This is a genomic window from Streptomyces sp. NPDC018693 (assembly GCF_044391385.1).
GTDB lineage: Bacteria > Actinomycetota > Actinomycetes > Streptomycetales > Streptomycetaceae > Streptomyces.
In genome coordinates, this window is sequence record NZ_JBIRZZ010000005.1 from 339,873 (window position 1) to 353,417 (window position 13,545).

Sequence of the window (13,545 nt, forward strand, 5' to 3'; positions counted from 1 at the left end):
CGCCCACCACCACGTCGTCGACCGACACCCCGCGCGCGGTGAGCCTGGCGAGCGCCCGGCCGGGACTGAGCCTGGTGTTGGGCGGGGGAGGCCAGGTGACCGTTCCTGATGTGTTCCTGTGGCGGCGGGCGTGGTGTCGGGCCGGGCCGTGGCCTGCTCCGCACGCGCGCCCGCCGCCGGCCGGGTCAGCGGTTCGCGAGGCGTACCGAGAGGCCGCGGGCCGTGTAGACGGGCACGGCCCGCAGCGTGTCGGAGGCGAGGTCGATGCGGTCGAACTGGCCGCGCAGCTGCGCCGCGCGGAGGACCGGGACGGTCGTGCCGGCGAGCGGCGGGCGGGCCGCGTCCAGGCGGAGCGACAGCACGCTGCCCCGGTCGAGACGGACCCGGCCGGAGACGTCGAGGACGGGACCGTGGTCCCCCCGCAGCGTCAGGTCCAGGACCGCGCCGGACCCCTGGGCCCAGGCGCCGCGGACCCGCACCGGCCGCTCGGCGCGCAGGGTGCCGTCGCCGCACAGCAGGACGTCGCCCTGACCGAGGGCGTTGGCGTGCCCGGCGACAAGCGTCCCCGCCTCCACCACGGTGCCCCCGTGGTAGCGGTTGTGCCCGGTCAGCGTGAGGGTGCCGGAGCCGCGCTTGGTCAGCCCGCCCTCGCCCTCGATGTCGTTGCGCCAGCTGTCGGCCGCGTGGAAACCGCCCGCCGCCGCGTCCAGGGTGACCGTCACGTCGGAGTCGAACGCGCCGAACCCGTCGGCCGCCGCGAACAGGTTGAGCCGGCCCCACAGCTCGTGGCCGTCCAGCAGCACGTACCCCGACGGCAGCGCGGTGGTGCGCAGCACCTCGCGGCGCTGGGCCGCGCTCAGGTACGGCAGACGCGTCTCCAGCAGCACCTCGGCGCCCTTGGGCACGGTCATCGGCTGCTTGCGGCCCTGCCGGGTCAGGACGTACGTCAGCTTGGGCCGCACCGTACGCAGGTTCGCCGCCCGGTCGGCGTACGCGTCGTCGCCGGAGTGCGCGTACGCGAAGAGCGTGTCGGCGGTCGTACCGGTCCGCTCGGTGAAGTACTCCAGCGCCTGGGCCCGGGCCGCCGCCTTGAGCCCCGCGTTGGCCGGGTCGGCCAGGGCCGCGGCGGCCAGCGCGGTGGCCATGACCCGGCCGCCTATGACGTCGACCGCCGAGTGCATGCCCGACACGATCCGGCTGTGGCTGAGCTCGAACGCGTGCGTCACCAGCTCCTGGAAGCGCTCGGGCACCGCGTACGCGAAGGCCAGCGCGGCCAGGTGGATGGCGTTGGTGTGGCCGCTGGGGAAACCGCCGTCGTCCGCCGGGGTCCCGCCGCGCTGGCGCAGCAGCTGGGGCGCGACGACGACGTCCGACTCGTACACCGGGAACCCGAACGCGTCGGTCCGGCCGGTGTCCACCACCTGGCTGTCCTCGTTCATCCGCCACGGACGCGGGTACTGGAAGGTGAACTTGGACGGGTTGCTGGACGCGAAGGGGCCGCGCACCGTGTCGACCAGTTCGGCCACCTTGCCGAGCGCCGAGTCGTGCGCGCCCGCGCCGAGCGCGGAGCCGGCCGGGGCGTCGGCGGGCAGGGTGTCGCTGACCTTCCCGTCCGGGGTGCCGTCGGGCGCGCCGGTGATCGACGTGACCGCCTTGGCGCCCGCCTTGTACAGCTCGGCCAGCGGGCCGAGGCCGCCGATGGCCGAGTAGCTCTGGTGCTGGCGGTCGTAGACGAACGCCTCCTTGGCCTGCTCCTCGGTGCGCGCGGCGGTGACGCTCGCCGAGTAGCGCATGTTGGCGCGCAGCACCTCGGGCAGCAGAGGCGCGCCGGTGTTCCAGGCGTCCCCGGTCTTCCACACTCGGGCGAAGCCGCCCAGGATCCGCACCACGGCGTTGGTCTCGGGCGTCTGGTTCGCGACGACGTTCGTCCTGTAGTCGTCCACGAAGTCGGCGAACCCGGAGGCGGCCTTGGCGTCGGCGGCGGCCAGCCAGGAGACGAGGGTCGGGGCGGCGACCAGGGCGGCGGAACCGCCGACGGATGCCTTGAGGAAACGCCTTCTGTTCACGGACGCGGAGGGGAGGTGCCCGGCACGGGACGACGGCATGCGTGTGCCTCTCTGGAGTCGGCCGGCTCGGTGGCCGGGCTGGAGGTCGTGCGATCGGTGCGAATCGGAGCGCTTTTGACGGCTTGTGAGCCGTGTGATGCGTGTGCGCGAAGATCTACGGCCGGGTCGTGTCCCTTCCGGGATGACCGGGCGGACGGGGCATGTCCCGCAGGTGAACGGGGAGTTCGCGGTTCACAGGATCGAACGGGCCAGCGCCACCGCGCCCTCGACCGGCGGCACCGTCAGTGGCCGGGCCCGGGCACCGGGCACGGCCTCGGCGAGCGCCGCGGTGAGAGCGTCGTACAGCACGGGCCGGCCGAGCACCGTGCCGCCCGCGACCACCACGTCCTCGACCGGCACCCCGCGCGCGGCGAGCCGGGCGACCAGGGCGGCGAGCGCCCGGCCGGCCTCGGCGATCACGGACCGGGCGAGCGGGGAACCCGCCTCGGCGGCCGCGAAGACGACCGGAGCGTGCCGGCCCCACTCGGCGGAGACGTCGGTGGCGCTCTCCAGGGCCGCGCCGAGCGCCGGGACCTCGGGCACGCCGAACGCGGAGAGCAGTCCGAGCGCCAGCGGGTCGGGTGCCTCACCCCGGTCGTGCGCGGCCCAGGCGGCGCGGGCGGCCTCCCGGACCAGTCCGGCGGCGCCGCCCTCGTCACCGAGGACCGCGCCCCAGCCGCCGACCTGGACGGGCGTGCCGTCGGGCAGCCGGCCCACCGCGACGGAGCCGGTGCCCGCCACCAGTCCGACACCCTTGTCCACGCCCGCGGCGGGCACGAGGAGTTCGGCGTCGCCCACGACCAGCGCGGGCACACCGAGCAGGTCCTGGACGCCGGCGCGGATGTCCGCGCACTGGCGGGGGGTCTCGCAGGCGTGCGCGCCCACGGCGAGGGCCGCGGGGAGCGTGCCCGCGGGCAGTGCCTCGCGGACCAGTGCGGCCAGCCGGCGGGCGGCGGCCGACGGGTCGTGCGGGCGCCAGCCGGTGCTCGGCCGGACCTGGTCGGCCACCACGTCGTCCCCCGCGAGGGCGCGGAGGTGCGTCTTGGTGCCGCCCACGTCGATGCCGACCACGAGCGGGTGCGAGGAGTGAGCGTCCTGCACGGATCCTCTTTCGTCGTAGACGCAGCGCTCAGGCGCCGAGCGTGGTGTGCGCCGGGCGTCATGTGCGCTGGCAGCGACGGCGGGCGAACCGTGCCTGAAGCTGAGGTAGAGGGTCGGGGAAGCCCCGGGACGGGCTTCCGGCGGGCCACGGCAGGCGAGTACCGTGAAGTTCGTTAGGAAATTAACTAACGAAGTAGGGTGCGTCAAGACTTCCTTGAAACCTGTGCCGACGATCTGTGGGAGAACTGTGGAACACGTCGTGGCGAGCGCTCCCCGGCTGACCGAGAGCGCGAGCGTCGTATTCGCCATGCTGGCGCAGGCCGGGCGGGCGACGCGGCCGCAGCTCGCGAGTCTGGCGGGACTGTCGAAGCCGACCGTGTCCGCCGCCGTCGCGGAGCTGGAGGGCGTCCGGCTCGCCGCCCACTCCGGCACCGCCTCCAGCGGCACGGGCCGCTCGGCCGCCGTCTACCGCCTCGGCCCGGCCGCCGGGTCCGTGCTCGCCGTGGACCTCGGCCCCGCCCTCACCCGGGTGCGGGCCTGCTCACTGGACGGTGCCCTGATCGCCGAGGCCACCGGCACCCGGGCCGACGCCGTCGACGTCGTACGCGACGCGCTGCTCGCCCTGCCCGCGGGCGCCCCGCTGCGCACCATCGTCGTGGCCGTCGGTGACGTCGCCCGGCCCGAGGAGTCGGGCGGCGGCATGCGCCCCGCGACCGCCAAGGCCGGGCCGCTCTTCGACGCCGTGGCCGTCGCGCTGCCGCCGGGCGTTCCCGTGCACCTGGAGAACAACGTGAACTGCGCGGCGCTCGCGGAGCTGCACGAGGGCGCGGCCAGAGGCCGAGGCACCTTCGGCTACCTGCGCATCGGCGTCGGTGTCGGCCTCGGCATCGTGGTCGGCGGAGAGGTGCTGCGCGGGGCGAACGGCGCCGCCGGAGAGCTCGCCCGGATCCCCTACCCGTGGGACGACGACCTGGTGCCGCGGCACGAGGCCCTGGAGGAGTACCTGGGCGCCCGCTCCCTGCTGCGGCGGGCCGCCGACGCCTGGCCCGACACCGACGGTCCGTGCCCGCGCACCACGGAGCGGCTCTTCGCCCTCGCCGGGGAGGGGCGGTCGGCGGCCCGCTCCGTCATCGACCGCCACGCCGTGGACGTGGGCCGGCTCGCCGCCGCCGTGACCGCCGTACTGGACCCGGGGCTGATCGTGCTGGGCGGCAGCACCGGCGCGGATCCGCAGCTCCTGCCCGGCGTGCGCGCGGAGCTGACGCGGCTCAGCTGGCCCACCGAGGTGGTCAGCAGCACGCTGGGCGAACTCGGTACCGTCGTGGGCGCCGCCCGGCTCGCCGTTGCCCGGGGAGTCCAAACCGTGACCCAGGGAGCGGGGGCCAAGGATTGACGGCCTCCCGCCTGGTCTGCCAATGTCCGGACAAGCGCTTTCTAAGTCGGCCGGGACGCCGACTTGGGGTGAGCGTCCCGGCCGTGCCCGAGGTACGGCAGCCGCGCGAGGGCGTGCTCGCGTGATGACGGTCATGGCGACCGGGGACCCTCACCCGTCAGGATGGCGCGGCCGGGCGAGGCCGCACACGGAAAGCGCGATCCGCAAAGGACCCGAGCCGCGCTGACCGGCCGGACGATCCGTCACGCACATCCAGGGAGGACCCGGTGGGTCACGACATCTCGCGCAGAAGCCTGTTCCGCGCCGCGAGCGGCGTCACCGTCGCGGCGGCACTGGGCACGTCGCTCACCGCCTGCGCCGGCGGCACCGGCGCAGGCTCCACCAGCGACAAGCTCACCATGATCTGGTGGGGCAGCGACCAGCGCCACGCGGCGTACAAGAAGTCGCTCGCCCACTTCCAGGAGAAGAACCCGAAGATCAAGATCCAGGAGACCTACTCCGGATACGACGGGTACTTCGACAAGTTCAACACCAACGTCGCCGGCGGCAGCGCCCCCGACCTGATGCAGATGGACACCGCGCTGGTCGCCCAGTACGCCCGCAAGGGCGTCCTCGCCCCGCTGGACGAATACGTCGGCAAAGACCTCGACCTCACCGGCTTCTCCAAGACCCTGCTGGCCGCCGGCACCGTCGACGGCAAGCTCTACGGCGTCCCCTCCGGCATCGGCGTCAACCAGCTCACCGTCAACCGCAGCGGCCTGGAGTCCCTCGGCCTGCAGCTGCCGGACCGCGAGTGGACCTGGGCCGACCTGAAGAAGATCTCCCAGGACGTGTACAAGAAGAGCGGCGGAAAGATCCACGGCGTCGACGACGGCGGCGGCTCCACCCTCCAGTGCTTCGAGATCTTCGCCCGGGAGAAGGGCGAGACCTTCTTCACCGAGGACGGCAAGGCCGTCGGCTTCACCCCGCAGACCCTCCAGGAGTGGTGGGAGTTCTGGGCGGAGATGCGCAAGACCAACGCCTCCGGCCCGGCCGCGATCACCTCCGCCGCGCACAACGACCTCACCAAGAACGCGGTCGTCATCGGCAAAGCCCTGTTCACCTTCGACTCCGGCGTCTACGGCGCGGGCGGCTCCATCACCGACGCCCAGCTGGACTTCCTGCCCACCCCGCAGGGCGACTGGTCCGGCGCCCGCGAGGGCAACTTCGTCAACGGCGGCGTCCTGCTCAGCGCCACCAAGACCAGCAAGAAGGTCGCCGACTCCGTCAAGGTCATGTCGTTCTTCGCGCAGGACGAGACCGCGATCAAGAACATGCAGCTGCTGCGCGGCATCCCGCCGACCGAGAAGGCCCGCAACCTGATCGCCGCCGGCCTGACCGAGACCGACAAGCTGAACATGGCCAACGCGGACTACATCTCCCAGCGCGTGTCCAAGGCGAGCAACGCCCTGCCCGCCCCGGTGCCGCCGCCGCAGGGCGCCGACCAGGTCTGGGACCTGCTGTTCCAGTCCAACCTCGCCATCGCCTTCGGCAAGAAGTCGATCAAGGCGCAGCTGACCGAGTTCTTCGACCAGGCGGCCGGGATCCTGGCCAAGTAGGCCGGCCGTACGTCTGCACCACCGGGAGAGGGCCAGGGAGATGAGTATGACCACCGCGAAGACCGACGAGGTCGTGACGGAGCCGTCGGCTCCGCCCACCCCGTCCGACGGGCGGGAACGCGAGCGCCAGCGGCGCCGCCTCGCCAGACGGCGGGGCGGGGGATGGTGGCCGTACCTCTTCCTGGCCCCCTGGTTCGCCGGCCTGTTCGGGCTGACGATCTACCCGATGCTCGACTCGCTGTACCTGTCCTTCACCGACTTCGACCTGCTCACCCCCGCGCAGTGGGTCGGTGCGGACAACTACGAGCGCATGTTCAGCGAAGACCCGGTCTTCTGGGACTCGGTGCACGCCACCCTGATCTACGTGGCCGTCTCCGTGCCGCTGAAGCTGGCGCTCGCCCTCGGCGTGGCCATGCTCCTCAACCGCGACCTGAAGGGCATCGGCCTGTACCGGGCCGCCTTCTACCTGCCGTCCCTGCTCGGCGGCGCGGTCGCCATCGCCATCGTCTGGCGCCAGGTCTTCGGCGGCGACGGCCTGTTCAACGACTTCCTCGGCTGGTTCGGCCTCAACGAGGGCCAGGACTGGATCTCCAGCCCCGACACCGCCCTCTACACCCTGGTCCTGCTGGCCGTCTGGCAGTTCGGCACCCCGATGGTCATCTTCCTCGCCGGCCTGAAGCAGCTGCCCAAGGACGTGTACGAGGCCGCCGCGATCGACGGCGCCACCCCCGTCACCCGGTTCTTCAAGATCACCCTGCCGCTGCTGACCCCGATCGTGTTCTTCAACGTCGTCCTGCAGATCATCGACGCGTTCAAGACCTTCACCCCCGCCTTCGTCATCAGCAACGGCTCCGGCGGGCCCCTCAACTCGACCATGCTGTACTCGCTCTACCTGTACAAGAAGGGCTTCACCGACCTGGAGATGGGCTACGCCTCGGCTCTGGCGTGGGTGCTGTTCCTGGTCATCGCCCTCTTCACCGCGGTCAACTTCATCGCCAGCCGCTACTGGGTCCATTACGACGACTGACGCCTGAGCGAGGAAGAGGAACACCCCCATGTCCGCCATCACCCCGACCATGACGCCGCTGCAGAAGTTCCGCTCGCTCACCGGGCCCCGGCGCATCCTGATCCACACGCTGCTCATCGGCGTCGCCGTCGTGATGCTCTACCCGCTGCTGTGGATGCTGAGCAGCTCCCTCAAGCCCGACACCGAGATCTTCACCCACCCGGGGCTCATCCCGAACGAGATCCGCCCCGAGAACTACTCCGAGGGCTGGAGCGGCTCCGGCAACTCCTTCTCCCTCTACATCACCAACTCGCTGATCGTCACGATCGGCGCGGTCATCGGCAACGTCATCTCCTGCTCGCTGGCCGCCTACGCCTTCGCCCGCTTCGAGTTCCGCGGCAAGAAGATCTGGTTCGGCCTGATGCTCGGCACGCTGATGCTGCCCACCCAGGCGGTGCTGATCCCGCAGTACACGATCTTCTACAACCTGACCTGGATCAACACCTATCTGCCGCTGATCGTGCCCAAGTTCCTCGCGGTGGACGCCTTCTTCATCTTCCTGATGGTCCAGTTCATCCGCTCCATCCCGCGCGAGCTGGACCAGGCGGCCATGATGGACGGCGCCAACCCCCTCCAGATCTACTGGAAGATCATCCTGCCGCTGATGAAGCCGGCCCTGATCACCACCACGATCTTCACCTTCATCTGGACCTACGACGACTTCCTCCACCAGCTCGTCTACCTCCAGCAGAACGAGCGCTTCACGGTCCCGCTGGGCCTGACGCTGTTCATGGACAAGACCAGCGGCTCGTCGTACGGCGCGATGTTCGCCATGTCGACACTCGCCCTCCTGCCCACGCTGATCTGCTTCCTCATCTTCCAGAAGAGGCTGGTGGAAGGCTTGGCGACCTCCGGCATGAAGGGCTGACCCCCGGTGCACCTCCCCCACCAGCGCGGCCCGCTGCACGACCTGCCGGACACCCCCGAGGCGTACGACGCCGTCCTCGCCGACGTCACCGAGCAGGCCCTCGCCCGCCTCACCCCCGAGGGCAACCTCGAACACCCGGACTGCACGGACGACATCGGCGACACCTCCCTCGGCATCACCTCCCTGCTGGCCCTGGCCTGGCAGCGCGGCAAGGACCCCCGGCTGCCGGACGCGGTCCGCCGCAGCCTCGCCTTCCACCTGCGCGAGCGGGTCTACCGGGACGACAACCCCGGCTACCCGAACCTGAGACTGCGCGGCTCGGGTCTGCCGTACGCCCGTTACGTCCTCGCACCCGGCGCCCACCCCATCGGCGACTGGCCGAGCACGGCCTGGGCGCTGCTCCAGGCGGTCGACGTCCTCGACCTCGCGGACGGCCTGGTCGCCGACGACCAGCGCGCCGAACTCCTCGACGTGGCGCACGGCTACTGGCGCTGGCTGACCGAGGCGACCTTCTTCAACCCGCAGGAGGCCGGCAACCAGGCCATCGGCTGTGTCGTCGGCGGCCTGATGCTGGCCCGCCACCTCCCCGGCGACGAGGGCGCATCGGTCCGCGCACGGGCGCTCGACCTGTACCGGGACGAGATCCGCGCCCACCGCGTCCGCGACCGGGGCGCCCTGCTGCCCCCCGAGCACGGCGGCGCCTACGACAACAACTACGGCCCGATCTCCCTCTCCTTCCTCGCCCAGGCTCACCTCGTCAGCGGCGAGGAGATCTTCGCGCAGGACGGCGACGCCCTCGCCCGCTACATCGACGCCCGCCTCACCGGCGGCGGCTTCGACAACGGCGGCCCCCGCTACAGCGAACAGCACTCCGGCTTCGAATCGGTCCTCGGCCTGCGCTACTTCGGCGCCCGCATCGGCTCCGACCTGGGCCGCTACCGGGGCGACAGCCGCTGGGGCCGGCACGCCGTCAAGCCCGACGGCGGGGTCGACGGCCACTTCGCGTGGATGCTGGTCTGGCAGATCCAGGACACCACGCGCTGGCACCGCACCCCGTCGACGGGTCTCGCCCGCCACCAACTGCGCTCCGGCACGGTGTCGGTGGCCTTCGACGACAGGATGACACCCGCGGTGATCGAAGCCGCCGGCACCTACTACCTGCCGGCAGCCGTCAACCGCCAGCACGGCTTCGGCCCCGTCCTCGACGGCCTCCTCCTGTGCCGCCCCATGGGCGAGGTCCGCGTCCGCGACGTCCGCGTGGACGGCCTCACGGCCAAGCTGGTCACCAAGCCGGTCGTGGGCCGCGACCATGTGCTGCGGCACGTACGGTCGTTGTACGTCACCGACGGCGCGACCCTGTGGACGACGGTCGCGGTCGAGCGGCTCGACGGCTCGCCGTACCTGCTGGCCGGCATGCCCTACGCCGCCGACGACGGCGACCGGGTCCGCCGCACCGCCGAGGCGGCCGTGAGCGCCTCCGGCACCCTCCGCCTCACCCACCCGGAATCCACCGGCCCCGACCACTTCGACGCCCGCACCGAGCTCACCCAGGAACAGGCCGCCTTCACCCTCGCAGCCGACCCACGCGGCTACGGAAACCCGGACGAGGGCTGGCAGCACCTGATCAGCTCTACGGCCCTGGAGGTGGACCCACTGCCGGACAGCCCCGAGGACCTGACAGTCTTCGCGGTGCGCTACGGCTCCGAGGACCCGCTGTCCGTCTCCGTCGAGCACGGCGACGAGGGCCTGACGGTACGGACGCACACGTTCACCGCCGTCATCGGCGACCTGGCGGGCGACGCCCGGGCGGAACCGGAGCTGACGCTTCACGCCGTGGGCTGACGCGAACGGCGGCGCGTCAGGCGGGCAGCCCCAGCAGCCCCCAGCCTCGCCGCCCGGCCTCGCCGACGAGTTCCGCCCAGCCGCGCAGGAGCGCCACGAATTCGTCGAAGTCCGCGATCCACCGGCCGGGTGCGGCGGCGTGGTGGTCGTAGATCTCGCGCAGCCCGTCGAGCAGTGGCTCGACCCTGGCCCAGTGCGAGGCCAGCACCGGCAGGACTGCCGGAGGACAGCACAGCAGCAGACGCGGTGACCAGGGCTCGGGATCCGTGGCGAACAGGCTGGCCTCGGACGGCTTGTGGTCGTCACCCCACCAGATGAGGGGGCCAAGGAAGCCGTCCAGCGCCTCACGCAGCTCCGGATCGGCGAACTCCCGTACGGTGTCCCAGCTTTCGCCGGCCCAGAAGTGCGGTTTGTACGACCCGAGCGTGTCCTCGAACTCGTACCGGCCGGACCAGGCCACCTTCGGTGACGCGGGGATCACCCAGCCCACCTCGGGTTCGGTGCTCCACGGGTCGTCTTCATGGAAGGCGGCCTCGTACAGAAGCGCAGTGCGCTCACTGACCGGAGTCCGCTCCAGCTCCCCCCAGTCCAGCCCCAGCACGGTGATGTCCAACCCCATTCGGCCACCCTACGACGCCCCGTACCACCAGATCCGCCCGCTCCCGCGTCGTCGCCACCAGTTCCGCGTTGGGCTGGTCGGAGCGCATGACCCAGGCCACCGCTTCCTCGTAGGGCTTGCCGAAGTGCTCGTGCCGGGTGATGAGGCGGCGGACGCGTTCCTCCTCGTCCGTCTCGCAGAACCAGACCTCGTCCAGCTCGGGCCGCACCCGCGCCCAGGCGCCCGTGTCCAGCAGCAGGTAGTTGCCCTCCGTCACCACCAGCCGGGCGGCCGGCGGAACCGGGACGGCGCCGGCGAGGGGCTGTTCCAGGACGCGTTCGAAACCGGGCGCGTACACGACGTCCTCGGGGTCGTCCGCGCGCAGGCGGCGCAGCAGCGCCGCGTACCCGGCCGCGTCGAACGTGTCCGGCGCACCCTTGCGGTGGCGCAGTCCGAGCCGGTCGAGTTCGATGTCGGCGAGGTGGAAGCCGTCCATGGGGACGTGGGCCACCCAGGGCCGGCCGGTGCCGTTCAGCGCGTCGACCAGACGCTCCGCGAGCGTCGTCTTGCCCGCGCCGGGGCCACCGGCGATGCCGAGGAGCGCACGCCGTCCGTCCCGGACCAGGGAACGCGCACGCAGGACCAGATCGTCGAACAGGAGAGACACACACAGAGTGTGTCACCCGGAGGAAGGAGGAGGACCGTGCCCGACGACGAGACGCAGATCCGCACCCTGATCACCCGCTGGGCCGACGCCGTCCACCGGGGCGACCTCGACGGTGTGCTGGCCGGCCACGCCGAGGACCTCGTCATGTACGACGTGCCACCGCCCCACGAGGGCATCCACGGCCTGGCCGCCTACCGCGCGCTCTGGCCGCCGTTCTTCGCCTGGCAGGCCACCGGCGCCGGCTTCGAGATCGACACCCTCGACGTCACCGCCGGCGCCCACGTCGCCTACGCGCACGCCCTGCTGCGCTGCGGCAGCCCCGAGGAGCTGGCCGAACACCCCACCGTGCGGCTACGGCTGACGTTCGGGCTGCGCAAGGAGCGCGGCCACTGGCTGATCGCGCACGAGCACCATTCGTTCCCGCACGACTGACGGCAGACGTGCGCAGGGAGGATCGTGTCCTGTATGACGACGGAGCTCGGACTGCCCGACACCATCCAGGCATGTCTCTTCGACCTCGACGGCGTGGTCACCCGTACGGCCGTGGTGCACGCGGCCGCCTGGAAGGAGATGTTCGACGCGTACCTGCACGCCCGTGACGGCGACTCCTACCGCCCCTTCGACCCCGGCCACGACTACGACGAGTACGTCGACGGCCGCCCCCGCGCCGACGGCGTCCGCACCTTCCTCGCCTCCCGGGGCATCGAACTCCCCGAGGGCACCCGTGACGACCCGCCCGAGGCCGAGACGGTCCACGGCCTCGGCAACCGCAAGAACGTCCGGCTGCTGGAGAAGATCCGCACCGAGGGCGTCGAGCCCTACGAGAGCAGCCTGCGCTACATCGCCGCCGCCCGCGCGCGGGGCCTGCGCACCGCGGTCGTCTCCTCCAGCGCCAACACCCGCGACGTGCTGCGCGCCATCCACGCCGAGGAACTGTTCGACGTACGGATCGACGGAGTCGTGGCCGCCGAGCGCGAGCTGCCTGGCAAGCCGCGCCCCGACACCTTCCTCGCCGCGGCCGCCGACCTCGGTGTCGAGCCGTCCCGCGCGGCCGTGTTCGAGGACGCCCTGGCCGGCATGGACGCCGGCCGTTCGGGCCGGTTCGGATACGTCGTCGGCGTCGACCGCGTCGGACAGGCGGACGCCCTGTACGCACATGGCGCGGACATCGTCGTGCCCGACCTGGCCGACCTGGCCGGGCTGGAGGACCGGGGGTAGCCCGCGTCATCCGCACGGGCGTACCGAACGGGTGCCGCACAGGGCATCGGGCTACTTTGGCCGTGATTTCCGCACCCCGCGCGGCCCGTCGGTCCCCGGCCGGTGCGGGCCGCTCGTCGAGAAGGGCAGCGCCGCATGACACCGGAGCCGTGCGTCGCGTCCCCCGTCCGACGGCGCGTCCCCTGGCACACGCTGCTCTCCGTCGCGGTGCTGTGCGGTGCCCTCTGGCTGGCCCGGCACCACTGGCCGGTCCTGGAGAGCGGAGCCGGACGGCTCGCCGTCGCCGACCGGGGCTGGCTGCTGCTGGGCGCCACCGCGACCCTCGGCACCTGGGGCTGCGCGGCCCTCGCCCAGCAGGGCGCCGTGCCCCGGCGGCTGCCCGGCGGGCGGCTGGTGGCCGCCCAGTTCGCCGCCTCCGCCGCCAACCACGTCCTGCCCGCCGGGCTCGGCGCCGGCGCGGTGAACCTGCGCTTCCTGATGCGCTGCGGCCTCCCCGCGGCCCGCGCCGCGACCGCGCTCGCCGTGAAGGCGGCCGCCGCCGCCCTGGTCCGCGCCGCGCTGATCGCCGTACTGGCCCTGTCCTGCCCCGGCGTGCTGCGCCTGCCCGGCGTCTCCCGGACGGCCGTCGTCCTCGCGGCCGCCACCGCGGTGGTGCTCGCCCTGCTGCTGGGCGGCCCGCTGCGGCCGCGCTGCCGACGCGCGCTGACCGCCGTACTCGGAGACATCCGGGCCGTGCACGCGCGCCCGTGCCGGGCGGCGGCCCTGTGGGGCGGCTCGCTCGCCTTCACCGTCCTGCACGCGCTCGTGCTGATCGCCGTCACCAGGGCCGTCGACCTGCCGCTGTCCCCGGCCCGGGTCGCGTTGCTGTACCTCGCCGCGAGCACCGCCGCCGCCCTGCTGCCCACCCCGGGCGGCCTCGGCTCCCTCGACGCGGCGCTGGCGCTCGCCCTCGCCGCCGCCGGGGCGCCGGGCGCGGCCGCCGCCTCCGCGGTGCTCGGCTACCGGCTGCTGACGGTGTGGCTGCCGCTGGTCCCGGGCCTGCTGGTGCTGGGGGCGCTGATCCGGCGCCGGGCCCTGTGATCCGGAGAC

12 protein-coding genes are annotated in these 13,545 nt (G+C 72.5%); 8 read left to right on the forward strand and 4 right to left on the reverse strand.

Features of this window, described 5'->3' with window-relative positions; genetic code table 11:
* Positions 1 to 185 precede the first annotated feature (185 nt).
* Positions 186 to 2,105 carry a phosphatase PAP2 family protein gene (locus ACH5AC_RS16590; protein WP_398862527.1) on the reverse strand — a complete coding sequence of 640 codons (1,920 nt, stop codon included), beginning with the start codon at positions 2,103 to 2,105 and terminating at the stop codon, positions 186 to 188.
* Between the two features lie 192 nt (positions 2,106 to 2,297).
* Positions 2,298 to 3,206 carry an N-acetylglucosamine kinase gene (locus tag ACH5AC_RS16595; protein WP_398862528.1) on the reverse strand — a complete coding sequence of 303 codons (909 nt, stop codon included), beginning with the start codon at positions 3,204 to 3,206 and terminating at the stop codon, positions 2,298 to 2,300.
* Between the two features lie 259 nt (positions 3,207 to 3,465).
* On the opposite strand from ACH5AC_RS16595, the gene ACH5AC_RS16600 reads away from it, so the two are divergent.
* The 5 genes from ACH5AC_RS16600 (at position 3,466) to ACH5AC_RS16620 (ending at position 9,973) form a co-directional block, all read left to right on the forward strand.
* Positions 3,466 to 4,599, forward strand: a complete 1,134-nt coding sequence (locus tag ACH5AC_RS16600) for an ROK family protein (RefSeq protein ID WP_398862530.1) — start codon at positions 3,466 to 3,468, stop codon at positions 4,597 to 4,599.
* 266 nt (positions 4,600 to 4,865) lie between these two features.
* A complete protein-coding gene (locus tag ACH5AC_RS16605) occupies positions 4,866 to 6,197 on the forward strand; it encodes an ABC transporter substrate-binding protein (RefSeq protein ID WP_398862531.1) in 1,332 nt (443 codons plus the stop codon).
* Positions 6,198 to 6,243: 46 nt separating this feature from the next.
* Positions 6,244 to 7,224, forward strand: coding sequence for a carbohydrate ABC transporter permease (locus ACH5AC_RS16610; protein WP_398862532.1), 981 nt, complete (start codon positions 6,244 to 6,246; stop codon positions 7,222 to 7,224).
* 28 nt (positions 7,225 to 7,252) lie between these two features.
* A complete protein-coding gene (locus ACH5AC_RS16615) occupies positions 7,253 to 8,131 on the forward strand; it encodes a carbohydrate ABC transporter permease (protein WP_398862533.1) in 879 nt (292 codons plus the stop codon).
* 6 nt (positions 8,132 to 8,137) lie between these two features.
* Positions 8,138 to 9,973 (forward strand): hypothetical protein, encoded by a 1,836-nt coding sequence (locus tag ACH5AC_RS16620; protein WP_398862534.1) that lies wholly within the window; start codon positions 8,138 to 8,140, stop codon positions 9,971 to 9,973.
* A 16-nt stretch (positions 9,974 to 9,989) separates the two neighbouring features.
* On the opposite strand, the gene ACH5AC_RS16625 is transcribed toward ACH5AC_RS16620, so the two are convergent.
* Entirely contained in the window at positions 9,990 to 10,592 is a 603-nt protein-coding gene (locus tag ACH5AC_RS16625) for a hypothetical protein (RefSeq protein ID WP_398862535.1), read from the reverse strand.
* Positions 10,528 to 11,238 (reverse strand): nucleoside/nucleotide kinase family protein, encoded by a 711-nt coding sequence (locus ACH5AC_RS16630; RefSeq protein WP_398862536.1) that lies wholly within the window; start codon positions 11,236 to 11,238, stop codon positions 10,528 to 10,530. The genes ACH5AC_RS16625 and ACH5AC_RS16630 overlap by 65 nt, the downstream gene beginning before the upstream one ends.
* A gap of 36 nt (positions 11,239 to 11,274) precedes the next feature.
* On the opposite strand from ACH5AC_RS16630, the gene ACH5AC_RS16635 reads away from it, so the two are divergent.
* The 3 genes from ACH5AC_RS16635 to ACH5AC_RS16645 all read left to right on the forward strand — a co-directional run bounded on the left by ACH5AC_RS16635 (position 11,275) and on the right by ACH5AC_RS16645 (position 13,536).
* On the forward strand, positions 11,275 to 11,670 hold the full coding sequence (locus ACH5AC_RS16635) for a YybH family protein (protein ID WP_398862537.1): 396 nt from the start codon (positions 11,275 to 11,277) through the stop codon (positions 11,668 to 11,670).
* Between the two features lie 33 nt (positions 11,671 to 11,703).
* On the forward strand, positions 11,704 to 12,456 hold the full coding sequence (locus ACH5AC_RS16640) for an HAD family hydrolase (protein WP_398862538.1): 753 nt from the start codon (positions 11,704 to 11,706) through the stop codon (positions 12,454 to 12,456).
* A gap of 135 nt (positions 12,457 to 12,591) precedes the next feature.
* Complete coding sequence (locus tag ACH5AC_RS16645; RefSeq protein ID WP_398862539.1) at positions 12,592 to 13,536, forward strand: lysylphosphatidylglycerol synthase domain-containing protein; 945 nt, start codon at positions 12,592 to 12,594, stop codon at positions 13,534 to 13,536.
* Positions 13,537 to 13,545: the final 9 nt, after the last annotated feature.